Source organism: Intrasporangium flavum, from assembly GCF_001956915.1.
Classification (GTDB): Bacteria; Actinomycetota; Actinomycetes; order Actinomycetales; family Dermatophilaceae; genus Monashia; species Monashia flava.
This window is the reverse complement of sequence record NZ_MLJO01000010.1, coordinates 180721-201754: the sequence shown is the minus strand read 5'-3', so window position 1 is coordinate 201754 and position 21034 is coordinate 180721. Positions and strand designations below refer to the sequence as shown.

Below are 21034 nucleotides of genomic sequence, written 5' to 3'. Positions count from 1 at the left end.
TCACTTCAGCCAGACGCTGAGCGGGCCGAGCAGCTCGCACCCGGCCGCGGTCGCGGCCTCGACCCCCGGCCCGGCCTCCCACCCGACGAGGGGGAGCGCGCCCACGACGTCACGGCCGGCCGCAGCCGCGGCAGCCCACGTGGCGGCCTCGTCGCCCGCGCGGGCGAAGACGTTGCTGAGGCCGGCGACCGCGTCGGGACCCTTGCCGGTCACGTTGACGACGGCGCCGGCGACGACCCGCGCGTCAGACGCCGTGGACGCGTGGGCGGCGAGGACGTGGACCCCGGGCTCGTCGAGCAGGGAGGGGCGCAGGATCGCCTCGGCCTCCGGGTCGGTGGCCCAGGCGCGCACCCACGCGGCCATCCCGGCCGCACTGTCGACGCGTCGCCACACCGGGCCGGTGGGCGCCGTGACGGGCGTCGCCGGGTCGAGCCACACCCACTGGCCGACGACGATGCGGGCGAAGTCCTCGAGCGAGAGGTCGAGGCGGTTCCACGAGTCCTTGACCGAGCAGCCGTCCGAGTCGTCGACGCGCGCGAGCACGTTGTACTCGCCGACCGTGGGGGAGAGGGTCACGGCATCCGGGTAGTACGGCGGGGTGCGCGTCGCCGCCGTCCACGCGTCGGCGTCGGTGCTCGTGGTGACGCCGTGCGAGCGGGCCACGGCGTCGCACCAGAGGGCGTTGTTGAGCGCGGCGAGGGCGATGCGGTCGGTCACGTCAGGCACTCCGGTCACGCGCACGATCCTCCCAGCGTCGGTGTCGGCTGGCAGGATCGGGGTCATGCGACAGGGTGGATCACCGGAGCGGCCGGCGACGTTCTTCGAGGACGCAGCCGACTTCCGGGGCTGGCTCGAGGCCAACCACGCGTCGGCGACCGAGCTGTGGATGGGCCTGAACAAGAAGCACGTCGAGCCGCGCGGCCTGCAGTGGGCCGAAGCGGTCCGCGTGGCGCTGTGCTTCGGCTGGATCGACTCCGTGGCCCAGCGGATCGACGACGACGCGACGCGTCAGCGGTGGACCCCGCGCAAGCCCGGCAGCAACTGGAGCACCATCAACATCAACGCCGTCGCCGAGCTGACCGCTGCGGGCCTCATGCACCCCGCCGGCGTCGCGGCCTTCGAGCGGCGTCGCGAGGACCGGTCGGGCGTGTACGCGTACGAGAACCGCGAGCGCACGTGGCCCGAGGCGTACGAGGCGATGCTGCGTGCCGACGCGCGCGCCTCGGCGTTCTGGGACGCCGCCACCCCCTCCTACCGCAAGGTCGCGACGAACTGGGTCGTCACGGCCAAGCAGGAGGCCACCCGCGACAAGCGCATGGCCGAGCTGATCGACGACTGCGCGCACGGCCGCCTCATCAAGACCCAGCGCTACGGCACCGAACCGGCCTGGGTGCGGCGCGTCCGCGACGAGCTCGGCTGAGCCGGACCGGCCGCCCGTCCGGTGGCCGTGCCGGCCCCGACCGGCCCCGACCGGCCCCGACCGGCGCGGCTCAGCGGCGCCCGCGTGGCGGGATGATCTCCGTGTGGGCGGCCTTCTGCTCCTTGGCGTGCTTCTCGGCGCGCTTCTCCTTGATCGACTTGCCCTTCTGGGACATGTGCGATCGGGGTGACTTGTCGGCCATGACGAGCTCCTGCCCGCTCCGGGAGCCGTGAGCCGGCCCCACCTCGCCAGTGTGCGCCGGGTGGGCACGCACCCGCCACGGTGTTTTCGGCAGGTTGACCGTGCAACCTTTCGCGCCGTGCCGGCGTGAATCGGGTGTCACGATGAGCCGTCATCGAACAGGGGAAGGATCTCGATGCGCGACTGCGAGGCCGACGAGGAGTTCAGCTCCTTCGTCGCCGGCCACTCGGCGAGCCTGCTCAGGCACGCCTACCTGCTCACCGGATGCGCCGCCGACGCCGAGGAGCTGCTCCAGGACACCCTGGAGCGCGTCTACCTGTCGTGGGACCGCGTGATCCAGCGTGGGATGCCGCTGGCGTACACCCGGGCGGCCCTGGCGCGGAACCACGTTTCCCGCTGGCGCCGGCTGACCCGTAGGCGGGCGACAGAGCAGCGCACCCTGCTGGACCGTTCGGTGGCACGTGGCGAACGCGGCGACACCTTCACGGCCAGAGCCGAGGAGCGCGACGCGATGTGGAGCCTTCTGGCCACGCTGCCGCCCCGACAGCGCGTCGTGCTCGTGCTGCGGTTCTACGAGGACCTCCCGGAGAGGGCGATCGCCGAGGCGCTCGCCGTCTCGGTGGGCACCGTCAAGAGCCAGCTCTCGCGAGGCCTTGCCACGCTGCGCACCCAGCACGCCCTCGCCGACCGCCCGCTTCAGGAGGAGCTGCGATGACCGACCGCACCACGACGGCGCTCGCCGAGGCGCTCCGCGAGCATCACGGTGACGCGCTCGACGGGGGACCGACCGCCGCGACGGTGATCAGCGGAGCGCGTCGGCGGCGCACCCGCCGCCGGGTCGGGACGGTGGTCGGCGCGCTCGGCGCCGCCGCGGCCACCGTCGCGGTCGTCGTGCTCGCAGCCCACGGCCCGCGCCTCGCGGCGCCCGTCCCGGCCTCCACGAGCCCCGTCACGTCCCCGTCGAGGACGACGCCCACCGCCAGTGCTGAGCCCACGGCCCGCGATGCGCGCCGCGAGGCCTACGCCTGGGCGTCGGCCCTGCCGCTCGGTGGACCGTTCCAGCCGGTCGGCGCCCCGGTGGTGGAGGCCGGCGTCGACGGGCGGCTCAGGTACCGGGACAAGGCCGGCTCGGTCATGCTCGGCCACGAGCCGATGACGCTGCAGCACTCGCTACGCCTCGGCCTCGGCGAGAACTGGCCGACGACCACGTTCGTCGTGGGTCGAGGCCCGGACTCCTCGAGCGTGTGGGCGGTGCGTGAGAGCGCCTCACGCGCCGCGTCCAAGGTGTGGAGCGGGCCGCGGGTGCTCGACGTGCTGGGTGGCGCACGTGGGATCGCCCTCATCGAAGGGGACGCGCAGGAGGCACCGACCAGGCTCGTCACCATCGACGTCGAGTCCATGGCTGTGCGGTCGGTCGCACTGCCGCCGGACGGACCGCAGCGACCCCGCCTCGCCACGTGGGCGCAGGACGTCGTCACGATCGTCGACGGCCAGGACCCGCTCGAGCCCGCCTCCGCCGCCGAGAGCCTCTCCTACAGCTGGTCCCCGACGTCGGGCTGGCGGCCCGGTCAGCGGCAGCGGTGGTTCGGGGCCGCGGCGCCGGGCTCCGAAGCAGCCGACGCCGGTCGCAACGTCGTCCTCGTCGGTTCGGGAGGCGAGGTCTGTGCGCGCGTCATGGTCGCCTCGACCCTCGACCCCGGCACGCTCACCTGCGCGCCGGGCCTTGATGCGCAGCGCGCTCCCGACGGCAGCCTCGTCCTCGTGAGCCGCTTCCTCGGTGGGGGCGCCGGCGTCGTCCCAACGGTGTTCGACGTCGCCGACGGTTCGGCGAGGGAGCTGCCCGTGGGGCCGCTGCCCTCCCCGTTGCGCTGGGAGTCCAACCTCGCCCTCGCCGGCCAGGTGCCGGATGCCACGGGACAGGAGTCGCTCGCCTTCCGCGTCGACCTGGGCAAGGCGCACCGCCACGAGCGCCTCCCGGCCCCTCTGCCGCAAGGGTGAGGGCCCTAGCACCTAGAGTCGGGCGCGTGGGGTACTCCGAGAGCGATCGCGAGCGGTGGGTCGCCGAGGACCCTGCCCAGAAGCGCGCCGACCGCGACGACTTCGCCCGCGACCGGGCGCGCGTCGTGCACTCGTCGGCCCTGCGTCGCCTCGCCGCCAAGACCCAGGTGCTCGCACCCGGCCACGACGACTTCGTCCGCAACCGGCTGACCCACTCGCTCGAGGTCGCACAGATCGGTCGCGAGTTCGGGGCGGCGCTCGGCTGCAACGCCGACGTCGTCGACACGGCCTGCCTGTCGCACGACCTCGGGCACCCTCCGTTCGGCCACAACGGCGAGACCGTCCTCGACGAGATCGCTTCGGACATCGGCGGATTCGAGGGCAATGCCCAGACGCTGCGCCTGCTGACACGCCTCGAGGCCAAGCGGGCCCACCCCGACGGCACACCGGCCGGGCTCAACCTGACTCGCGCCACCCTCGACGCCACGACCAAGTACCCGTGGGGGCGCGGCGACGGTCCCCGCCCGACGACGAAGTTCGGCGTCTACGCGTCCGACCTGCCGGTCTTCCGATGGATCCGCGACGGCGCCGAGCCGCGACGCCGCTGCCTCGAGGCCGAGGTCATGGACTGGTCCGACGACGTCGCGTACTCGGTGCACGACGTCGAGGACGCCATCGCCTCCGGGTGGCTCGACCCGCGGGTCCTGCGCTCCGACGACATGGCCGGGGTGCTCGACGTCGCGGGCCGCACGTACGCGCCCGACCTCGACGCCGACGTGCTCGGCGGCGCGCTCGAGCGGCTGCTCGCCGCCGACGCCGTGCCCTCCGGCTTCGACGGCTCCCGCGGCGACCTCGCCCGCCTCAAGGACATGACGAGCCGGCTCATCGGCCACTTCGTCCTCGTCGTCGAGCAGGCCACCCGCGAGCGGCACGGACCCGGCGCGCTGTGCCGCTTCGAGGCCGACCTCGTCGTGCCCGACGCCCTGCGCGCCGAGTGCTCGGTGCTCAAGGCGATCGCCAACCACTTCGTCATGACCACGGACGTCCGGCTCGCCGTCATGGCCGAGCAGCGCGACGTCGTGCGCGACCTCGTCGCCGCCTACGCGTCGGCCCCCGAGGAACGCCTCGACGCGCCCTTCCGCGCCGACCACGCGGAGGCCGACGACGACGCGTCGAGGCTCCGGGTCGTCGTCGACCAGGTGGCCTCGCTCACCGACGTCCGCGCACTCTCCCTCCACAGCCGGTGGTGCCGCTGACGGGCCGGGTCGTACCGACGACCTAGAATCGCGGCAGCGACAGGAGGCAGATGGCGGGGCTGATCAACAGCGAGGACATCGCGACGGTGAAGGCGCGCACGTCCATCGAGGACGTCGTGCGCGAGTACGTCACCCTGAGGTCGGCCGGTCCCGGCTCCCTCAAGGGACTGTGCCCCTTCCACGACGAGAAGACGCCCTCCTTCAACATCCGGCCCGCGGTGGGGGCCTGGCACTGCTTCGGGTGCAGCGAGGGCGGCGACGTCATCTCGTTCGTCCAGAAGGTCGACCACCTGACCTTCAGCGAGGCCGTCGAGCGGCTGGCCCAGAAGCTCGGCATGGAGCTGCGCTACGAGGACGGCCAGCGTCCACGCGAGGAGGGCCTCGGCCGGCGCACCCGGCTCATCGAGGCGCACCGCGTCGCCCAGGAGTTCTACGCCGACGCCCTCATCAACCTGCCGGCGGCCCGCGCCGGCCGCGACTTCATGCGCGCCCGTGGCTTCGACGGCGCGGTCGCCAAGCACTTCGGCGTCGGGTTCGCGCCGCGCGGGGGGGAGGACCTCGTGCGCCACCTTCGCGACAAGGGCTTCAGCGACGACGAGATCGTCACCGGCGGCCTGGCCGGGCGCGGCTCGCGCGGCCTGTACGACCGGTTCCGCGGGCGCCTCGTCTGGCCGATCCGCGACATCACCGGCGACACCGTCGGGTTCGGCGCGCGTCGCCTCTTCGACGACGACCGCATCGAGGCCAAGTACCTCAACACGAGCGAGACCCCGATCTACAAGAAGTCCACCGTCCTCTACGGGCTCGACCTCGCGAAAAAGACGATCTCCAAGGAGCGGCGCGCCGTCGTCGTCGAGGGCTACACCGACGTCATGGCCTGCCACCTCGCCGGCGTCGAGAACGCCGTCGCGACGTGCGGCACCGCCTTCGGCGCCGACCACACCAAGGTGCTGCGCCGGATGATGCGTGACGAGGCCGACCTCGCGCCGGCGCGCGTCATCTTCACCTTCGACGGCGACGCTGCGGGCCAGAAGGCCGCCATGCGGGCCTTCGCCGACGACCAGAAGTGGGCCTCGCAGTCGTTCGTCGCCGTGGAGAAGTCGGGCAAGGACCCGTGCGAGCTGCGCCAGTCGGGCGGCGACCCGGCCGTCCAGGCGCTCATCGAGGACGCCGTGCCGATGTTCGAGTTCGCCGTCCGCACGACGATCAAGCGGTTCGACCTCGGGACGGCCGAGGGCCGGGTCCAGGCGGCCCGCGCCGTCGCGCCGATCGTCGCCTCGATCCGCGACCAGTCGCTGCGCCCGGAGTACACCCGTGAGGTGTCCGGCATGCTCGGCCTCGACGTCGAGCAGGTGGCGCGGGAGGTCTCGCGCGCCGGCCGGCTCAAGGTCGACGACGACCCGCGCGACGCCCGTGACCGCCGCGACGGTGGCGGCGACGACGCCGAACCGGCTGCAGGAGAAGGCGACTCGGGGATGCCAGCACCCGACCGGCGTGACCCGGTCGTCATGGCCGAACGGCAGCTGCTCCAGGTCATCCTCCAGTTCCCGACCGTCTTCGCCCCCAACGCGCTCGACCTGCTGACGCCTGACGCGTTCTCGGCGCCGGCGCACCGCGCCGTCTTCGACGGCATCCGCATCGCGCACGCCTCCTCCGAGACCTCTAGCGTCCGGGCCTGGACCTCCGCGGTCACCGAGGCCGCCCCGTCGCCGGTCGCGGGTCTCGTCAGCGAGCTCGCCGTCGACACCCTGCCCACCCGGATGGACGCCGTCACCGGACTGCCGACCTCGCGCTACGTCGAGGAGCTGTTCAACCGGGTGCGCACCATCGCGTTGACCCGGCAGATCGCCGACGCGCTGAGCGAGATGCGCCGCATCGAACACTCGGACGAGCCGTCCCCCGACCGCAGCCGTGAGCTCGGGCTGCACCTGCAGACCCTCCAGCGCGAGCTCGCGACGATCAAGGCGGGAATGGTCTGATGCCCCTGTTCGAACGGCGCCGCCGGGCGCCGCTGCCCTCCGACGTGCGCGACGCCGTGCCGCTCGCCGGTGGCGAGAAGGTCCTCGCGTGGGCCCGCGACGAGGAGAGCGGCGGGCACGTGCTCGCCACGACCCACCACCTGGCGTTCGTCGACGCCGGGGGCGCCCTCGTGTGGGAGCGCCCGTGGCACGAGGCCGAGTCGGGCACGTGGAAGGGCGAGACCGGGCTGCTCACCGTCCTGTGGGTCGGGCACCGGCCGACGCAGTGGCGGGTCACCGAGCCCTCGCTGCTCCAGCAGACCCTCCGGGAGCGCATCCAGGCCAGCGTCGTGCTCGCCGACGAGTTCCGCACCCGGTCGCGGCGCACGGTCCGGGTCGTCATCCGCCAGGACCTCGCCACGGGCCGTCTGGTCGAGCAGGCGATCCCGGGCAAGGGGGCGAGCCTCGAGGACCCCGAGGTGGCTGCGGAGGCCGCCGAGCGGCTCTCCCGGCTGCGCACCGAGGTCGGTCTCTGAGGTGTGCCTCTGCCCCTCGTGGAGGGCTCCCGACGGGGCCCGCGGTGGGGCTCGCGGAGGCCTCTGCGCGGGCCGAAAAGTGCCGGATGCGCCTCCCGCGGAGCCGATTTAGTCCCTGCGCGATCCTTTGCTATGGTTGCGCAGCAGCCATTCCCCTGTAGCTCAACTGGCAGAGCAGCCGGCTGTTAACCGGCAGGTTGTTGGTTCGAGTCCAACCGGGGGAGCGCCCAGTACGAAGGCCCCGACACCCATGGTGTCGGGGCCTTCGTCACGTCCGACGAGAGCCTCCCCGACGCGGTCCGGTACCGCCCGCAACCCGGTCCTCCCGCGGACGCGCGACGCCCCCGCGACCGGTCCGGTGGCGGGGGCGTCGTGCGTGAGGTGTCGGCGCGTCAGGAACGTGGTCCGGCGCTCAGGGCGCTGGCGTCGTCCATGACGCCGGGGACCGTGGCCGTGCCCTGGCGCGGGCCGCGACCGCGCCGGTTGAGGCGCCGTTCCACGCGTCCGGCCAGAGCCGTCAGCCCGAAGTTCAGGCTGATGAAGACGGCCGCGGCGAGCAGGTAGGCGGGCAGCACCGTCGCGTAGGCCGTGCCCATGTCGCGCATGCTCTGCAGCAGCTCCGGGTAGGTGATCGCGGCGCCGAGCGCGCTGTCCTTGAGGATGACGACGACCTGGCTGACGAGCGCCGGCAGCATCGCGGTCAGCGCCTGCGGCAGCTGGATCGAGCGCAGCGTCTGCCCCGGCGTCAGGCCGATGGACAGTCCCGCCTCGCCCTGCCCGCTCGGCAGGCCGTGGACCCCGGAGCGCACGAGCTCGGCGATGACCGAGCCGTTGTACAGGGTCAGAGAGATGACCACGGCCATGAACGAGTTGAGGCTCGCCACGAAGACGTTGTTGTAGGCGAAGAGCTGGAAGAGGAAGTACATCATCAGCAGCACCGGGACGGCCCGGAAGAACTCGACGATGATGCCGCTGACCCAGCGCACCGCACCGTTGTGCGAGAGGCGTCCGAGGCCGAAGACGATGCCGAAGGCGATCGCCGCGACGATGGAGACGACGGCGGCCTTGAGCGTGTTGACGAGGCCGGGGAAGACGTAGGAGGTCCACACCTCGGGGTCGACGAGCGGCTTCCACAGGTCGGCGGTCAGCTGGCCCTGGGCGTTGAGCTTCCACACGATGGCGCCGAGCGTGGCGATCGCGAGGAGCGCTCCGAACGCGGTGAGGACGGCGTACCGACGCCGGGCCCGGGGCCCGGGGGCGTCGAACAGGACGGTCTGGGTGCTCATCGCTTCACCGCCAGTCGACGAGAGAGGGACGTGAAGAGGACGCCGATGGGCAGCGTCAGGATGACGAAGCCGAGCGCGAAGACGAGGAAGACGCCGACGCTCGCCGTCTCGTTCTCGAAGATGACCTTCATGAGGGCGGACGCCTCGGCGACGCCGATGACCGACGCGACGGTCGTGTTCTTCGTCAGGGCGATCAGCGTCGAGCCCAGGGGCGCGATGGCGCCGCGGAAGGCCTGGGGGAGGATGACCTCGCGCAGGCTCTGGCCGAACGTCAGGCCGATCGAGCGGGCGGCCTCGGCCTGGCCCACCGGCACCGTGTTGACGCCGCTGCGCAGCGCCTCGCAGACGAAGGCCGCGTGGTAGACCGAGAGGGCCACGATGGCCCACCGGATCGCGCTGTCGCGCACCGAGGTCGGAGAGCTCGGGTCGGCAAGGTTGATCTCGAGGATGATCCCCACCCCGGCGAGTGCGAAGAACATGATGAGGGTCAGCGGCGTGTTGCGCACGATGTTGACGTAGACGGCGCCGAGCCGGCGCAGCACCGGGACCGGTGACACCCGCATGACGGCGACGACGGTGCCGATGACGAGAGCGCCGATCGCCGAGAAGACCGTCAGCCTGATGGTCATCCAGAACGCGCCGAGGACGTCGTAGTTCGAGAGGATGTCGAGCATGTCCCTCCTTCACGCACAAGGGATCTGGCCCGCAGGAGCCGCGGCGTCGGTGACGCCGCGGCCCCCACGGGCGCGGGCGGTCAGGAGCAGGCGGCCGGGGTGGGCGGGTTGCCGGCGCCCGGCTTGTAGCCGGCCGGACCCAGGTTGGCGTCGAGCGCCTTCTGCCACGAGCCGTCGCTGATCATCTTCTTGACCGCGTCGGTGATCTTCGTGCACATCGCGGTGTCGCCCTTCTTGAGGCCGATGCCGTAGTTCTCCTCGGAGAACGGCTTGCCGACGACCTTGAACTTGCCCTTGTACTGCTCCTGGGCGGCGTAGCCGGCCAGGATCGTGTCGTCGGTGGTCAGCGCGTCGATGGCGCCCGTCTGCAGCGCCGGGAGGCACTCGGAGTACGTGCCGAACTCCTGCAGCTGGACGCCCGGGTACTTGTCCTTGACCTTCTGGGCCGAGGTCGAGCCGGTGACCGAGCAGAGCTTCTTGCCGGTGAGGCTGTCGGGGCCGGTGATCGAGGAGTCGTCGGCGCGCACGAGCAGGTCCTGGCCGGCGATGAAGTACGGGCCGGCGAAGGAGACCTCGTTCTTGCGCTTGTCGGTGATCGAGTACGTCGCGACGACGAAGTCGACCTGACCGCTCTTGATGAGCGTCTCGCGCTGGGCGCTCGGTGCCTGCACCCAGGTGATCTTGTCCTCGGACGTGCCGAGCTCCTTGGCGACGTACTTGGCGACCTCGACGTCGAAGCCGCTGTACTCGGTGCCCTTCTTCAGGCCCATGCCGGGCTGGTCGAACTTGATGCCGATCTTCAGGCCGTTGTCACCGCCGCCGCTGGCGCCGGGCTGACCGGATCCGCAGGCGGCGAGCGAGACGGCCAGGGCCGTCGCCGCGAACGCCACGCCGATGCGTCGTGCCTTCATGTGAGTTCCTCCTGTTGTTACCGGGTGGGTTGCTCGTGGCATGCCGGTGTGCATGCCGTCCCTGTGTGTGTCGGGTCGTTCGTGCGGCGACGCGTCGGCAGGGGCGACGGCGCCGGTGTCGAGGGCGGTCAGTGGGTGAGGATCTTGCCGAGGAAGTCCTTGGCACGCTCGCTCTTGGGGCTCGTGAAGAACTCCTCCGGCGTGCCGACCTCGACGATCTGCCCGTCGCTCATGAAGACGACGCGGTCGGCGGCCTTGCGGGCGAAGCCCATCTCGTGGGTCACGACGATCATCGTCATGCCCTCCTTGGCCAGGCCCACCATGACGTCGAGGACCTCGTTGACCATCTCGGGGTCGAGGGCCGAGGTGGGCTCGTCGAAGAGCATGACCTTGGGGCCCATAGCGAGCGAACGGGCGATGGCGACGCGCTGCTGCTGACCACCGGACAGCTGGGCCGGGTACTTGTCGGCCTGCGCCTCGACGCCGACCCGCTTGAGCAGCTCGCCGGCCTGGGTGTCGGCGTCGGACTTGGACTTCTTGCGCACCTTGATCGGCCCGAGGGTCACGTTGTCGCGGATCGTCTTGTGCGCGAAGAGGTTGAAGGACTGGAAGACCATGCCGACGTCGGCGCGCAGCTGGGCGAGGGGCTTGCCCTCCTCCGGCAGCGGCTTGCCGTCGATGGTGATGGACCCCGACTCGAAGGTCTCGAGGCGGTTGATGGTGCGGCAGAGCGTCGACTTGCCCGAGCCCGAGGGGCCCAGGACGACGACGACCTCGCCCTTGCCGACGGTGAGGTTGATGTCCCGCAGGACGTGGAGGTCACCGAAGTGCTTGTTGACGCCCTCGATGACGACCATGGGCTCGCGGTGGTCCGAGGCGTGTTCGGCGGTCGCCTCGGCAGCAGGTTTCACGTCGTCCATCCGTGCAACCTATCGGCTCGGGTCCCCGGCAGGTACCTACCGGGTCCCCGACGTGCCCTAATCGTGAGTTCCGCCGTGGCGCCCCGACGCGTGAGGCCCCGTCCTCGTGGACGGGGCCTCACGCGACCCGAGCGGGTCTGGTACGGGTGCCGGACGCGTCGGCCCGGCGGCCGGGTCGGTCAGCCCGCGGCCGCCGTGGTGGCGTCGGTGGTCGTGGCCGGGTCGCTGGCGCTCGCCGCGCTCGTCGCGATCTCGCCAACCGCCTTGGCGACTGCCGTGGCCGTCGCGGTGGCCGTGGCGACGGCCGTCTGCGTGGGCGTCGGCTCGGCCGGCGGTGCGGCGGAGGTGGTCGGGTCGGCGGGCGGGTCGGACGTCGCCGGTGCCGACGTCGTCGGCGGTGGCGGTGGCGGCGGCGTGGTGGTTGTCGTCGACGGCGCCGGGGTGCCCGTGCTCGTCGTCGGGGCCGGCGTCGTCGTGCCCGTCGACGGGGCCGTCGTGGTCGTGGACGGCGTCGGCTTCGTCGTGGTCGGGACGGGCGTGCCGGTGGTCGTCGTCGGGGCCGGGGTGTTGGTCGTCGGCTTCGGAGCCGGCGAGGTGGCCGGCTTCGGCTTGCTCGTCACCGGGGTGCCGGCCGCCGACGCCGGGTCGACGTCGGAGAAGGGCACGTCGCCGTCGGGAACCGTCTGCGAGGCCGAGGTGACGACGCTGCCGCCACCGGGGAAGTAGTTCGGCACCATGCCGTAGGTCGAGGGCGCGGACGTCGAGGCCGGGAAGCCGAGGTAGGGCGCCGGGTCGACGTAGTGGTCGTTGACGATGACGTCGAAGTGCAGGTGGCAGCCGGTGGACCACCCGGTCGTGCCGACGAGGCCGATGACCTGGCCCTGCCTGACGACGTCGCCCTCCTTGACGAGGAACTTCGACTGGTGCCCGTAGGCCGTCTTGAGCGTCGGCGTGTGCTGGATCATCGTCCGCAGGCCCCACGAGGGCGTGACCCGTGCGTAGACGACCTTGCCCGAGGCGGCTGCCCGGATCGGAGTGCCGCAGGCGGCCTGCAGGTCGATGCCGGTGTGGAACATCGGCCGGTGCAGCAGCGGGTGGATGCGCGGGCCGAACCCGGACACCTCCGCCCCGGGCACCGGGTGGATGAAGCCGGGCACGCCGGCTCCGACAGGGGCCGCCACGGCCATCGCGGCGAGCGGCGTCAGCCCGATCTCGGGGAACACCAGCCCGCCACCGAGCGCGTTCGACACGGCGATGCCGGTCGGGTCGATGCCGCCGCCGAGCGCCGCGGCGGCGATGGCCGCGACCGTGCTGTCACTGCCGGTGAGCGCGTCGCGGGCGCTCTCGACGCCGTCGACCGCGGTGTCCACCGCGGCACGGTCGCCGGCCGCGAGAACCACTGCGGCGCGGGCGCCGTCGTCCGGCGTGCTGGCGCTGATGAAAGGCAGGAGCGCGAAGACCACGGTCGACGCGGCGAACGGCACGAACCGCCCGCTCATGCGCACCGTGAGGACTCGCGGTCCACTTCGTTGTGTCTCGTCCTGCACCTTAAGGCCACCCCCCTCGAGGCTGAGTTCGTCAGGCAGGGTTCTGGCCATGCCTCGACCCTAACCACCTGTTGCGCCCCCCGCAGCCGGTGGTCTCGATGTCGACCACCATAGGTGGACAGGCCGGACAGCGGGCCGTTCTCGCCGAACTCCACATCAACGGGTGACGGATGTGGCCGGTGTGGCTGATGTCGCGAACGTCTCGTCTGCGCGGTGCCTCGGAGCGTCAGCCGGTGGCGTCCGGAGTGCCTCGTCCGCCGGGGGCGGGTTCGTCGGGCCGGTCGGCGTCGTCCGCCCCGGTGGGCTCGGGCAGCGTCGGGGCGTCGGTGGGGTAGAGGCCGGCCGCGAACCCGAAGACCTGGTCGCCGCTGCGGGGGATCTGCGCGAACTCGCGCGCCAGCTGCTGGACCTGCGTCCAGAACTCGCGGGCGTGCTCCAGCGGGATGCGCGCGTGCGTCAGGGTGCAGCGCAGCTCGTCGGCGGCATGGGCGGCGGCCGACTCGGCCGCGGCCTCGGCCAGGCCGTTGACCCCGGCGACGAGCTGCTGGTCCTCCGGCCGGCCGAGCGCACCGATGTACAGGGTCCGGGCGACGCGTCCGTAGAAGCGCTCCTCGATGGCCCGGACGCGCCGGGTGCGCACGACACGGAGCAGGCCGGCATCGACGAGCTGCCCGACGTGGTAGGCGACGGTGCTCTTGGGCCGGTTGACGGCGGTGGCGAGCTCGGTGACCGTGGCAGCGCGCTCCAGGAGCAGCTCGAGCAGGCTCGAGCGCAGGGGGTCGGCGAGGGCCCGCAGCTGGGCGGGCGCCGTGACGACGAGCAGCTCGTCGAGGTCGTAGTCCGGGATGCGGGGCGCGCCCTGGTTGGCTTCCGACCGGACCCCATCATTGACCGACATCACTCGATCATTCTACTGTTGTGGATCATTCCGCACACTCCGATCGACGAGGGGCCAACCATGGCAGAGATCATCCTGTTCCACCACGTCCAGGGGCTGACCGACGGCGTCCACGCATTCGCCGAGTCGCTCCGCGCGGGCGGTCGGCACACCGTGCACACGCCGGACCTCTTCGACGGTGTCGTCGCCCCGAGCATCGACGAAGGCTTCGCGCACATGAAGTCGATCGGCGACGAGGAGCTCGACGCCCGGGTCGCGGCCGCGCTCGCCCCGCTGCCGGACTCCCTCGTCTACGCCGGGATCTCGTTCGGCGTCGGCCGCGCCCAGCAGCTCGCGCAGACGCGGTCCGGTGCCCGTGGCGCGCTCCTCTACGAGGCCTGCTTCCCGGTCACGGGGGAGTGGGCGTTCGGCCCGTGGCCCGACGGCGTCCCGGTGCAGGTGCACGGCATGGAGAAGGACCCCTTCTTCGGGCTCGAGGGCGACGTCGACGCGGCGCGTGAGCTCGTGCAGCTGGCCGGCGCCGACACGGCCGAGCTGTTCGTCTACCCGGGCGACCAGCACCTGTTCACCGACGCGTCGCTGCCGTCCCACGACGCCGACGCCACCGCTCTCGTCGTGGAGCGCTCGCTGGCCCTGCTCGACCGGATCGGCTGACGTCAGCGGGTCGCGCCGGCGCGCTCGCGCCGGTCCCGAGTGAACGGGCGTCGGCGTCCTGTCGTCCTCGTCTGGGGAACCCGTCCCCAGCAACGTCGGCAGGAGTGTGACATGCACCGAATCTCCCGTACCGCATCGTTCGTCGCAGGCCTCGTCCTCGGGGTCGGCGCCCTCGCCGCGACCGCGAGCGCCTCCGCGGACGGCGGCGGCGTCCCCCGCAGCGACATCCTGCGGGCCCCGCTGCAGGGCAGCCAGCTGTCCGACCCGCCCCTCTTCGGCCTCACCCGCGGAGGGGCGCCCTGGGTCATCTCGGAGGGCACCGCGCGGCTGCGCGCGAACGGCGACCTGCGCGTCGAGGTCGAGGGCCTCGTCATCCCGACCACGGGCGTCAACCCCGTGCCGCGGCTGTCGGCCACCGTGGCGTGCAACGGCGTCGCGCTGCCGCCCACGGCCACGGTGCCCTTCTCCACGACCGGCGACGCGGTGATCGAGGCCCACGTGTCCCTGCCGCCGCGCTGCCTGGCGCCGGCCGTCCTGCTCGACCCGAACGGCAACGCCGCCGTCTACATCGCGGCCACCGGCCGCTGAGCCGTGCACCGGGAGGCCGGGTCGCGCGTCGGCCCGGTCTCCCGGCGTGTCCCGGCGTCCCTCGACGCTGACCGGGCCGCTCGGCATTTCAACCCGGAAGGATGAGTGGGGCGCCGATCCGCGCGGCTAGCGTCGAATCACGGGCAGGCGAGGGGCGTGCCGGTGACAGAGAAGGGGACGGACCGATGTCGAGTCAGCCGTCATCGACCAAGATGGCGTGGGCCGAGGGCCTCACGCTGGCGGGCGCATCGCTGCTCGTCATGGTCGGCATCTTCCAGGCCCTGCAGGGCCTGGCCGCCATCGTCAACGACCAGCGCTTCGTCGTGACGGGCAGCTACATCTACAAGTTCGACACCACGACGTGGGGCTGGGTCCATCTCGTGCTCGGCCTGGTCGCGATCGGGCTGGGCGTGGCCATGATCATGAACCAGGGCTGGTCGTTCGTCGTGGCGATCATCGTCGCGATTCTGTCGGCCGTCTCGCAGTTCATGTGGCTGCCCTACTACCCGGTGTGGGCGATCGTCATCATCGCTCTCGACGTCGCGATCATCTGGGCCCTCGTCGCCCGGCTCCGCGGACCCCGAACCATCTGACGACGCGTGACGGCCTCGTCCGGGCCGATCGGTGCGGTGCGTGGTGGGGCTGTTGACCTTCGGCTGATGGGCGACAGTGCTGTGCCGGTTGATCCTTGCCGCTCGTGTCTGTTCAGTTTGCCGTGTTGTTGCGGGTCTTGGTCGTGGCGCCTCCCAGGGGTCTCTTGTTGCGTACGGGCCCGGTGCTGCTGCGCTTGACGGTGCGCAGGAGTTCGTTGCCGATCCAGAACTGCAGGATGTCGGGCGCGACGTGCACGTCGCAGCGTTCCCCGGCCCGGTGGCGCCCGACCGACACCTGTTGCCAGGACACGCACACGACCCCGCACGTTGACACCTTCCGGGCCACCCACTCCGGACCGGTGCGGTCGGGTTCGGGGCTCAGGGCACGCCGGGGGCCGGTGCCGTACCGCTCCGCTGGGGTGTGCATCTCGAGCGCCTGATGGGGGCGGTCGTGGTTGTAGGTGCCGACCCAGGCATCGAGCCGGGCCTGGGCCTCGGCCAGGTCCTGGAACACGGCTCCGGTGAGGAACTCGGCCCGCAACGACCGGTGGAACCGCTCGATCTTGCCGGTGGTCGTCGGGGAGCGCGGCTGGGTCAGCAGGTGCTCGATCCCGTTGGTCCGGCAGATCCGGTCGAACAGCACTTCCACCGGCGGATGGTTGAACCGGCCGGTGAAGACCCGGCCGTTGTCGGTCAGGACCTGCTCGGGCACCCCGTGGGTCGACAACGCGAGTGTGAACGCGTCACACACCGGCTGCATCCGTTCCTTGACCAGCAGCCGCGCCGACACGCAGAACCGGGAGTGGTCATCGACTCCGGTCAGGCACTTGAGCGTGGTGCCGTCGGCCAGCAGGATCCCGCCCACGACGTCCAGCTGCCACAGCTCGTTCGGGCGGGCTCGTTCCCAGCGGCGCCAGTCGCGCTGCTCACGCCGTCGCAGGCCGGGCTCGATGAGCCCGGCCCGCCGCAACGCCCGGTACACCCCGGACTCGCTGGCCACCACGCCACCCTTGCCGAGCTCGAACACGATCCGCCGCGGACCCCAGCCCGGATGCCGACGCCGCGCCTCCAACACGGCCACCTCCACCCCCGGGTCCATCTGGTGCGGACAGGACACCGGCCGGTGGGACCGATCCGCCAGCCCCTCCAGGCCCTCGGCCTCATACCGGGCCAGCCACGCATGCAGCGTCTGCCGGGACACACCCCAGGACGCCGCGACCTCGCTGACGGTCCGGCCATCGCCGATGACCGCCAGCACCGCCTTGTACCGCTGCTCCGCCACGCTCATCTCCCTCATCAAGGGAGCGTCAAGGATCAGCCGGAACAGCTGTCAAGCATCAGCCGAAACATCGTCAGGCATCACCCGAAGCCCAAACGTCAACCAACAGGCGAAGTCATACAGGTGCGTGGTGGGGCAGCAGGGGCTTGAACCCTGGACCGACGGATTATGAGTCCGCTGCTCTGACCGGCTGAGCTACTGCCCCGGGACCCGGCCGTCGACGTGGTGCCGGCGTCGGGTCGGCACGGAGTCTAGCGACCGGCGTGCCCGGGACCGCGGGTCGGTCCGGGGCACTGCCGGCTGTGTCGCGACGACCCTCTAGGCTCGCTCGCGGGACGGCTCGACCCGTCCTGCCGGGCGCGCGACCGCGCCCGGACCGCGACCGGGACGGCGAGGGGCGAGAACGCATGAGTGACGGCATCCGCGTGGCGGCGGTCGACGACGTCGAGCCGGGCGAGGCGCTCGTCCTGCCGACCGACCTCACCGGCACCGACGAGCCGATCTCGCTGTTCCGTGACGACGACGGGACCTACTACGCGCTCGACGACACGTGCTCGCACGAGGACGCCTCGCTCGCCGACGGCTGGATCGAGGCGGGGGAGGTGGAGTGCCCGCTGCACGCGACACGCTTCTGCCTGTCCGACGGCCGGCCGATGTGCCTGCCGGCGACGCGTCCGGTCGCCACGCACCGCGTCGAGGTCCGCGGCGAGGACGTCGTGCTCTTCCCCGGCGTCCCAGCCGGCTCCTGACCGGTCGCTGATGCGCACGCCCGCCCGGCGATGACCGGTTTGGGCGAAGTGCTGGTGCGCGTGTGTCTCGTGGGGCACAATGGGCGAGTGCTCCGTGCCGGAGCACGGTGAGCACGACCACATCAGACATATCGGACACTGAGTACGACCGCGCGACGGTTCCGGCTCCCAGGTGGCAGGCGTTGGGGAAGACGTCCCTGCAACTGGAGGAGGTTCGGATGTCTGTCATGCCGCGAACGGTCACTCGAGGTGTCGTGTTCGTCCACGGGGCGCCGGCGCCGCTGTGCCCGCACATCCAGTGGGCCATCGAGGCCGTGCTCGACCAGCGCGTCGCGCTCGACTGGATCGCCCAGCCCGTCGCGCCCCGGATGGTGCGCACCGAGCTGGCGTGGACGGCGGCGCCCGGCACGGGTGCCGAGCTGGCCAGCGCCCTGCGGGGTTGGGACGGCCTGCGCTACGAGGTCACCGAGGACGCGTCGGTGGGCTGCGACGGCGCGCGGTGGTCCTACACGCCGCGCCTCGGCATCCACCACACGATGACGTCGGTCTCGGGCGATGCCGTCGTCCAGGAGGACCGGCTCCGCGAGGCGATCCTGCGCACGCGCGGCGACGCCGAGGCGCTGCAGGACGAGATCGACCTGCTGCTCGGCGTGCCGTGGGACGAGGAGCTCGAGCCGTTCCGGTGGGCCGGCGACGGCGCGCCCGTGCGCTGGCTCCACAAGGTCGGCTGACACACCTCTCGCCGGCCACGGCCTCCAGCGTGGTGACGGCGGGACGACGAGGGCCCGGGCGGTTCGTGCTCCCGGGCCCTCGTCGCGTCCTGGTCACGCCGACAGCGCCGCAGTCCGGGCACGACCGAGCCGACGGAGCCGTCCCTGCCACGGAAAACCACTGGGCCGCGGAGGGTGCCGGCTGTCATCATCGACCGGGCGCCGCACCCACGTGAGCGCCACGACGGCTGCCACGAGCACCAGGCGAGTACGAGACGAGGGGAGGGCGGACATGGCCACGGCACTGACCTGCAACGCGAAGCACCGCGGGTGCCGCGTCGACGCGTCGTACCCGTTCGCGGGCGAGCGACTCATCGACGCCCCACCGGCCACCCCCGAGCATCCCCTTCGCGTCCTCGCCGACGTGCGACGAGCCTGACCGCTCCCGCCCACCGAGCCGCCACCGGATGTTCCGGTAGGCGGCTCTTCGCATGTGTCCCCAGCACCACGACGCGCACCGGCGCACGAGACGGAAGGAGCAGGCCGCCATGACCCAGGTCGAGGTGTGGAACGCCGACGAGACGCTGCTGCACCGCGTCACCGTCCGGCACGCGATCGCGATGATCTGGCGCGGCGTCGCGACCCCGGTCTCGGTGCACGACACCGAGCGCTTCGGGCCCTACCAGGTGCCGCTCGCCGTGCGGCTCGTGCGCTACGTCGAGCAGCGGTGGCTCTACAGCCGCACCCGAGCCACGTACTCACGCGAGGGGGTGCTGCTGCGCGACCGTGGCCGGTGCGCGTACTGCGGGCGGTTCACCGCCACGACGATGGACCACGTGCAGCCCCGGTCCCGCGGCGGGGCGACGTCGTGGGCCAACGCCGTCGCGGCCTGCGAGCCGTGCAACGCCCGCAAGGGCGACCGGACGCCGGAGGAGGCCGGGATGCCGCTGCGCTGGCGGCCGTACGTGCCCACCCGCGTCGAGCTGCACTTCGCGCGTCAGGCCGGGCTCGACACCGCCATCTGCGGCGCCGCCGCCGGGGCCACGAGCCGGACCGGCGTCACCACGTCCGTCACCACCACCGTCACCACCGCCGTCACCACCGCCGGGAAGGAGCCCGACCGATGACCAGGAACCGCACGACCCTTCGCCCCCAGTCCCTCGGACAGGTCGGGCTCCGGCCCGGGACGCCCGCGCCCGGACCCGACGCGTGGACCTACCGCGCGGCGTCGGAGCACCCCTTCGACGTCGGGGCGGCGCAGCCGGTCTGCGCCGGGCACGACCCGGAGCTCTTCTGGCCGGCCACGCCCGCCGAGGCCGACGCCGCGCGTGCGATCTGCCGTGCCTGCCCGCTCGCGCAGTCCTGCCTCGCAGTGGCGCTGCAGCGCCGGGAGTGGGGGGTGTGGGGCGGGCAGCTGCTCGCGAGGGGCAAGCCCACCGACGAGCTGCCGGGCAACGTGCGCCCCGAGGCGCAGCGCGCCCGCATCGCCTGACGCGTCCGGCACCCCGGCACCCCGGCACCCCGGCACCCCGGCGCCGTCACGAGCGCCGTCACGCTCAACCACCACCGTCACGACCGCGACTCTCCGGCCCCGGACCCGGGGCCGGAGAGCAGAGAGGATCACGACCATGACCACCTTCCCTGTCGCGCTGCCCGGCGCGCAGGCCTCCACCCTCATGTGGGCCGACCCCGCCGAGGTCGAGCCCGCCGCCCTCGAGCAGCTGCGCACCATCAGCCGCCTGCCCTGGGTCCACGGCCTGCGGGTCATGCCCGACGTGCACCTCGGCAAGGGCGCGACCGTCGGTTCGGTCATCGCCATGCGCGACGCCGTGTCGCCGGCCGCCGTCGGCGTCGACATCGGCTGCGGGATGACCGGCGTGCGCACCGACCTCACCGCCGCCGACCTGCCCGACGACCTCGGCCCGCTGCGCGCAGCCATCGAGGCCGTCCTGCCCGTCGGGTGGAACGCCAACGACGGCACGGCACCGGTGCTCTCGCGCGACGCCGGGCTCGCCTCGCGGTTCGACTCGCTCATGGGCCGGTTCACCCACCTGCGGGCGCCGAAGATCGCCGACCGGGCGGGTCGCGCTGCGGCACAGTGCGGTTCGCTCGGATCGGGCAACCACTTCGCGGAGGTGTGCGAGGGCGACGACGGGCACCTGTGGCTCATGCTGCACTCGGGCTCGCGCAACATCGGCAAGGAGCTCGCGGAGCGGCACATCGCCACGGCCAAGACGCTCGAGCACAACCTCGGGCTGCCCGACCGTGACCTCGCCGTGTTCCTCGCGGGCACTGACGAGATGGCGGCCTACCTCCACGACCTCTACTGGGCGCAGGAGTACGCGCTGCTCAACCGTGAGGTCATGATGACGACGATCCGCGAGGTCGTGCGGGGCCACTTCCCGCACGTCGCGTTCGACGAGCCGGTGCGCTGCCACCACAACTACGTCTCGGAGGAGACGTACGACGGTGTCGACGTCGTCGTGACCCGCAAGGGCGCGATCCGGGCGGGGCTCGGCGACCTCGGGCTCATTCCCGGGTCGATGGCCACGGGCTCCTATGTCGTGCGCGGTCTCGGCAACGACGCCTCGTTCGCCTCGGCGAGCCACGGCGCCGGACGCCGGATGTCGCGGAACGCGGCCAAGCGGCAGTTCACCGTCGAGGACCTCCGGGCCCAGACGGCGGGGGTGGAGTGCCGCAAGGACGCCGGGGTCATCGACGAGATCCCCGCCGCGTACAAGGACCTCGAGGCGGTCATCGCGGCCCAGGCCGGTGGCCCGGACCCGCTCGTCGAGGTCGTCGCCCGGCTGACGACGCTGCTCTGCGTCAAGGGCTGACGCCGGGGCACACGGCACG

The 21034-nt window shown here is 72.2% G+C and carries 24 protein-coding genes and 2 tRNA genes; 16 read left to right on the top strand and 10 right to left on the bottom strand.

What is annotated here, in order from left to right; genetic code table 11:
- The gene (locus BIV28_RS08530) at nucleotides 1-735 is read right to left on the bottom strand and encodes a hypothetical protein (RefSeq protein ID WP_242652846.1); all 735 of its coding nucleotides are present in this window, start codon (nucleotides 733-735) and stop codon (nucleotides 1-3) included.
- A 46-nt stretch (nucleotides 736-781) separates the two neighbouring features.
- On the opposite strand from BIV28_RS08530, the gene BIV28_RS08525 reads away from it, so the two are divergent.
- On the top strand, nucleotides 782-1420 hold the full coding sequence (locus BIV28_RS08525) for a YdeI/OmpD-associated family protein (protein WP_076260969.1): 639 nt from the start codon (nucleotides 782-784) through the stop codon (nucleotides 1418-1420).
- A 70-nt stretch (nucleotides 1421-1490) separates the two neighbouring features.
- Here BIV28_RS08525 and BIV28_RS20425 read toward each other — a convergent pair whose 3' ends face one another.
- A complete protein-coding gene (locus tag BIV28_RS20425) occupies nucleotides 1491-1622 on the bottom strand; it encodes a hypothetical protein (RefSeq protein WP_278247767.1) in 132 nt (43 codons plus the stop codon).
- Between the two features lie 174 nt (nucleotides 1623-1796).
- On the opposite strand from BIV28_RS20425, the gene BIV28_RS08520 reads away from it, so the two are divergent.
- The 6 genes from BIV28_RS08520 to BIV28_RS08495 all read left to right on the top strand — a co-directional run bounded on the left by BIV28_RS08520 (nucleotide 1797) and on the right by BIV28_RS08495 (nucleotide 7593).
- Nucleotides 1797-2336: a SigE family RNA polymerase sigma factor gene (locus tag BIV28_RS08520; protein ID WP_076260967.1), complete on the top strand. Its 540-nt coding sequence runs from the start codon at nucleotides 1797-1799 to the stop codon at nucleotides 2334-2336.
- The gene (locus BIV28_RS08515; RefSeq protein WP_076260966.1) at nucleotides 2333-3619 is read left to right on the top strand and encodes a hypothetical protein; all 1287 of its coding nucleotides are present in this window, start codon (nucleotides 2333-2335) and stop codon (nucleotides 3617-3619) included. The genes BIV28_RS08520 and BIV28_RS08515 overlap by 4 nt, the downstream gene beginning before the upstream one ends.
- Before the next feature lie 26 nt (nucleotides 3620-3645).
- A complete protein-coding gene (locus tag BIV28_RS08510; RefSeq protein WP_076260964.1) occupies nucleotides 3646-4875 on the top strand; it encodes a deoxyguanosinetriphosphate triphosphohydrolase in 1230 nt (409 codons plus the stop codon).
- A 50-nt stretch (nucleotides 4876-4925) separates the two neighbouring features.
- Nucleotides 4926-6854, top strand: coding sequence for a DNA primase (gene dnaG / locus BIV28_RS08505; protein ID WP_076260963.1), 1929 nt, complete (start codon nucleotides 4926-4928; stop codon nucleotides 6852-6854).
- On the top strand, nucleotides 6854-7369 hold the full coding sequence (locus BIV28_RS08500) for a hypothetical protein (protein ID WP_076260961.1): 516 nt from the start codon (nucleotides 6854-6856) through the stop codon (nucleotides 7367-7369). The genes dnaG and BIV28_RS08500 overlap by 1 nt, the downstream gene beginning before the upstream one ends.
- A gap of 151 nt (nucleotides 7370-7520) precedes the next feature.
- A tRNA-Asn gene (locus BIV28_RS08495) sits at nucleotides 7521-7593 on the top strand.
- Nucleotides 7594-7761: 168 nt separating this feature from the next.
- Here BIV28_RS08495 and BIV28_RS08490 read toward each other — a convergent pair.
- From BIV28_RS08490 to BIV28_RS08465, 6 genes are all read right to left on the bottom strand, one after another.
- On the bottom strand, nucleotides 7762-8655 hold the full coding sequence (locus BIV28_RS08490; protein WP_076260960.1) for an amino acid ABC transporter permease: 894 nt from the start codon (nucleotides 8653-8655) through the stop codon (nucleotides 7762-7764).
- Entirely contained in the window at nucleotides 8652-9329 is a 678-nt protein-coding gene (locus tag BIV28_RS08485) for an amino acid ABC transporter permease (protein WP_076260958.1), read from the bottom strand. The genes BIV28_RS08490 and BIV28_RS08485 overlap by 4 nt, the downstream gene beginning before the upstream one ends.
- An 80-nt stretch (nucleotides 9330-9409) precedes the next feature.
- Complete coding sequence (locus BIV28_RS08480) at nucleotides 9410-10240, bottom strand: glutamate ABC transporter substrate-binding protein (protein ID WP_076260956.1); 831 nt, start codon at nucleotides 10238-10240, stop codon at nucleotides 9410-9412.
- Nucleotides 10241-10368: 128 nt separating this feature from the next.
- Complete coding sequence (locus BIV28_RS08475; protein ID WP_207555868.1) at nucleotides 10369-11097, bottom strand: amino acid ABC transporter ATP-binding protein; 729 nt, start codon at nucleotides 11095-11097, stop codon at nucleotides 10369-10371.
- A 242-nt stretch (nucleotides 11098-11339) separates the two neighbouring features.
- Nucleotides 11340-12659, bottom strand: a complete 1320-nt coding sequence (locus tag BIV28_RS08470; protein ID WP_076260953.1) for a M23 family metallopeptidase — start codon at nucleotides 12657-12659, stop codon at nucleotides 11340-11342.
- Between the two features lie 274 nt (nucleotides 12660-12933).
- Nucleotides 12934-13605, bottom strand: a complete 672-nt coding sequence (locus BIV28_RS08465; protein WP_076260952.1) for a winged helix-turn-helix domain-containing protein — start codon at nucleotides 13603-13605, stop codon at nucleotides 12934-12936.
- A gap of 60 nt (nucleotides 13606-13665) precedes the next feature.
- Here BIV28_RS08465 and BIV28_RS08460 point away from each other — a divergent pair, with 60 nt between their 5' ends.
- The 3 genes from BIV28_RS08460 (at nucleotide 13666) to BIV28_RS08450 (ending at nucleotide 15440) form a co-directional block, all read left to right on the top strand.
- Complete coding sequence (locus tag BIV28_RS08460) at nucleotides 13666-14259, top strand: dienelactone hydrolase family protein (protein ID WP_076260950.1); 594 nt, start codon at nucleotides 13666-13668, stop codon at nucleotides 14257-14259.
- Nucleotides 14260-14370: 111 nt separating this feature from the next.
- Nucleotides 14371-14847 carry a hypothetical protein gene (locus BIV28_RS08455; RefSeq protein ID WP_076260949.1) on the top strand — a complete coding sequence of 159 codons (477 nt, stop codon included), beginning with the start codon at nucleotides 14371-14373 and terminating at the stop codon, nucleotides 14845-14847.
- Nucleotides 14848-15032: 185 nt separating this feature from the next.
- Nucleotides 15033-15440: a DUF7144 family membrane protein gene (locus tag BIV28_RS08450; RefSeq protein WP_076260947.1), complete on the top strand. Its 408-nt coding sequence runs from the start codon at nucleotides 15033-15035 to the stop codon at nucleotides 15438-15440.
- 112 nt (nucleotides 15441-15552) lie between these two features.
- Here the strand turns inward: BIV28_RS08450 and BIV28_RS08445 are convergent, their stop codons facing one another.
- Both BIV28_RS08445 and BIV28_RS08440 read right to left on the bottom strand, forming a co-directional pair.
- Nucleotides 15553-16737, bottom strand: a complete 1185-nt coding sequence (locus BIV28_RS08445) for an IS481 family transposase (RefSeq protein ID WP_076260945.1) — start codon at nucleotides 16735-16737, stop codon at nucleotides 15553-15555.
- Nucleotides 16738-16847: 110 nt separating this feature from the next.
- Nucleotides 16848-16924, bottom strand: a tRNA-Ile gene (locus BIV28_RS08440).
- A 202-nt stretch (nucleotides 16925-17126) separates the two neighbouring features.
- Here BIV28_RS08440 and BIV28_RS08435 point away from each other — a divergent pair.
- The 6 genes from BIV28_RS08435 (at nucleotide 17127) to BIV28_RS08415 (ending at nucleotide 21015) form a co-directional block, all read left to right on the top strand.
- Nucleotides 17127-17468, top strand: coding sequence for a non-heme iron oxygenase ferredoxin subunit (locus BIV28_RS08435; protein ID WP_076260944.1), 342 nt, complete (start codon nucleotides 17127-17129; stop codon nucleotides 17466-17468).
- A 218-nt stretch (nucleotides 17469-17686) separates the two neighbouring features.
- Complete coding sequence (locus tag BIV28_RS08430; protein WP_076260942.1) at nucleotides 17687-18199, top strand: DUF3145 domain-containing protein; 513 nt, start codon at nucleotides 17687-17689, stop codon at nucleotides 18197-18199.
- A gap of 271 nt (nucleotides 18200-18470) precedes the next feature.
- Complete coding sequence (locus tag BIV28_RS19970; protein ID WP_207555858.1) at nucleotides 18471-18617, top strand: hypothetical protein; 147 nt, start codon at nucleotides 18471-18473, stop codon at nucleotides 18615-18617.
- Between the two features lie 109 nt (nucleotides 18618-18726).
- Nucleotides 18727-19305: an HNH endonuclease gene (locus tag BIV28_RS08425; protein WP_083707158.1), complete on the top strand. Its 579-nt coding sequence runs from the start codon at nucleotides 18727-18729 to the stop codon at nucleotides 19303-19305.
- Entirely contained in the window at nucleotides 19302-19670 is a 369-nt protein-coding gene (locus BIV28_RS08420) for a WhiB family transcriptional regulator (RefSeq protein ID WP_076260941.1), read from the top strand. The genes BIV28_RS08425 and BIV28_RS08420 overlap by 4 nt, the downstream gene beginning before the upstream one ends.
- Nucleotides 19671-19806: 136 nt before the next feature.
- On the top strand, nucleotides 19807-21015 hold the full coding sequence (locus tag BIV28_RS08415; RefSeq protein ID WP_076260939.1) for an RtcB family protein: 1209 nt from the start codon (nucleotides 19807-19809) through the stop codon (nucleotides 21013-21015).
- Nucleotides 21016-21034: the final 19 nt, after the last annotated feature.

What these genes read in the sequence shown, in the direction of transcription:
- BIV28_RS08420 (WP_076260941.1), top strand. Translation starts at nt 19,302, where the DNA reads ATGACCAGGAACCGCACGACCCTTCGCCCCCAGTCCCTCGGACAGGTC.
- dnaG (WP_076260963.1), top strand. Translation starts at nt 4,926, where the DNA reads ATGGCGGGGCTGATCAACAGCGAGGACATCGCGACGGTGAAGGCGCGC.
- BIV28_RS08465 (WP_076260952.1), bottom strand. Translation starts at nt 13,605, where the DNA reads ATGTCGGTCAATGATGGGGTCCGGTCGGAAGCCAACCAGGGCGCGCCC.
- BIV28_RS08520 (WP_076260967.1), top strand. Translation starts at nt 1,797, where the DNA reads ATGCGCGACTGCGAGGCCGACGAGGAGTTCAGCTCCTTCGTCGCCGGC.
- BIV28_RS08490 (WP_076260960.1), bottom strand. Translation starts at nt 8,655, where the DNA reads ATGAGCACCCAGACCGTCCTGTTCGACGCCCCCGGGCCCCGGGCCCGG.
- BIV28_RS08500 (WP_076260961.1), top strand. Translation starts at nt 6,854, where the DNA reads ATGCCCCTGTTCGAACGGCGCCGCCGGGCGCCGCTGCCCTCCGACGTG.
- BIV28_RS19970 (WP_207555858.1), top strand. Translation starts at nt 18,471, where the DNA reads ATGGCCACGGCACTGACCTGCAACGCGAAGCACCGCGGGTGCCGCGTC.
- BIV28_RS08480 (WP_076260956.1), bottom strand. Translation starts at nt 10,240, where the DNA reads ATGAAGGCACGACGCATCGGCGTGGCGTTCGCGGCGACGGCCCTGGCC.
- BIV28_RS08460 (WP_076260950.1), top strand. Translation starts at nt 13,666, where the DNA reads ATGGCAGAGATCATCCTGTTCCACCACGTCCAGGGGCTGACCGACGGC.
- BIV28_RS08445 (WP_076260945.1), bottom strand. Translation starts at nt 16,737, where the DNA reads ATGAGGGAGATGAGCGTGGCGGAGCAGCGGTACAAGGCGGTGCTGGCG.
- BIV28_RS08475 (WP_207555868.1), bottom strand. Translation starts at nt 11,097, where the DNA reads ATGGTCGTCATCGAGGGCGTCAACAAGCACTTCGGTGACCTCCACGTC.
- BIV28_RS08435 (WP_076260944.1), top strand. Translation starts at nt 17,127, where the DNA reads ATGAGTGACGGCATCCGCGTGGCGGCGGTCGACGACGTCGAGCCGGGC.
- BIV28_RS08450 (WP_076260947.1), top strand. Translation starts at nt 15,033, where the DNA reads ATGTCGAGTCAGCCGTCATCGACCAAGATGGCGTGGGCCGAGGGCCTC.
- BIV28_RS08470 (WP_076260953.1), bottom strand. Translation starts at nt 12,659, where the DNA reads ATGAGCGGGCGGTTCGTGCCGTTCGCCGCGTCGACCGTGGTCTTCGCG.
- BIV28_RS20425 (WP_278247767.1), bottom strand. Translation starts at nt 1,622, where the DNA reads ATGGCCGACAAGTCACCCCGATCGCACATGTCCCAGAAGGGCAAGTCG.
- BIV28_RS08515 (WP_076260966.1), top strand. Translation starts at nt 2,333, where the DNA reads ATGACCGACCGCACCACGACGGCGCTCGCCGAGGCGCTCCGCGAGCAT.
- BIV28_RS08485 (WP_076260958.1), bottom strand. Translation starts at nt 9,329, where the DNA reads ATGCTCGACATCCTCTCGAACTACGACGTCCTCGGCGCGTTCTGGATG.
- BIV28_RS08425 (WP_083707158.1), top strand. Translation starts at nt 18,727, where the DNA reads ATGACCCAGGTCGAGGTGTGGAACGCCGACGAGACGCTGCTGCACCGC.
- BIV28_RS08430 (WP_076260942.1), top strand. Translation starts at nt 17,687, where the DNA reads ATGTCTGTCATGCCGCGAACGGTCACTCGAGGTGTCGTGTTCGTCCAC.
- BIV28_RS08455 (WP_076260949.1), top strand. Translation starts at nt 14,371, where the DNA reads ATGCACCGAATCTCCCGTACCGCATCGTTCGTCGCAGGCCTCGTCCTC.
- BIV28_RS08415 (WP_076260939.1), top strand. Translation starts at nt 19,807, where the DNA reads ATGACCACCTTCCCTGTCGCGCTGCCCGGCGCGCAGGCCTCCACCCTC.
- BIV28_RS08525 (WP_076260969.1), top strand. Translation starts at nt 782, where the DNA reads ATGCGACAGGGTGGATCACCGGAGCGGCCGGCGACGTTCTTCGAGGAC.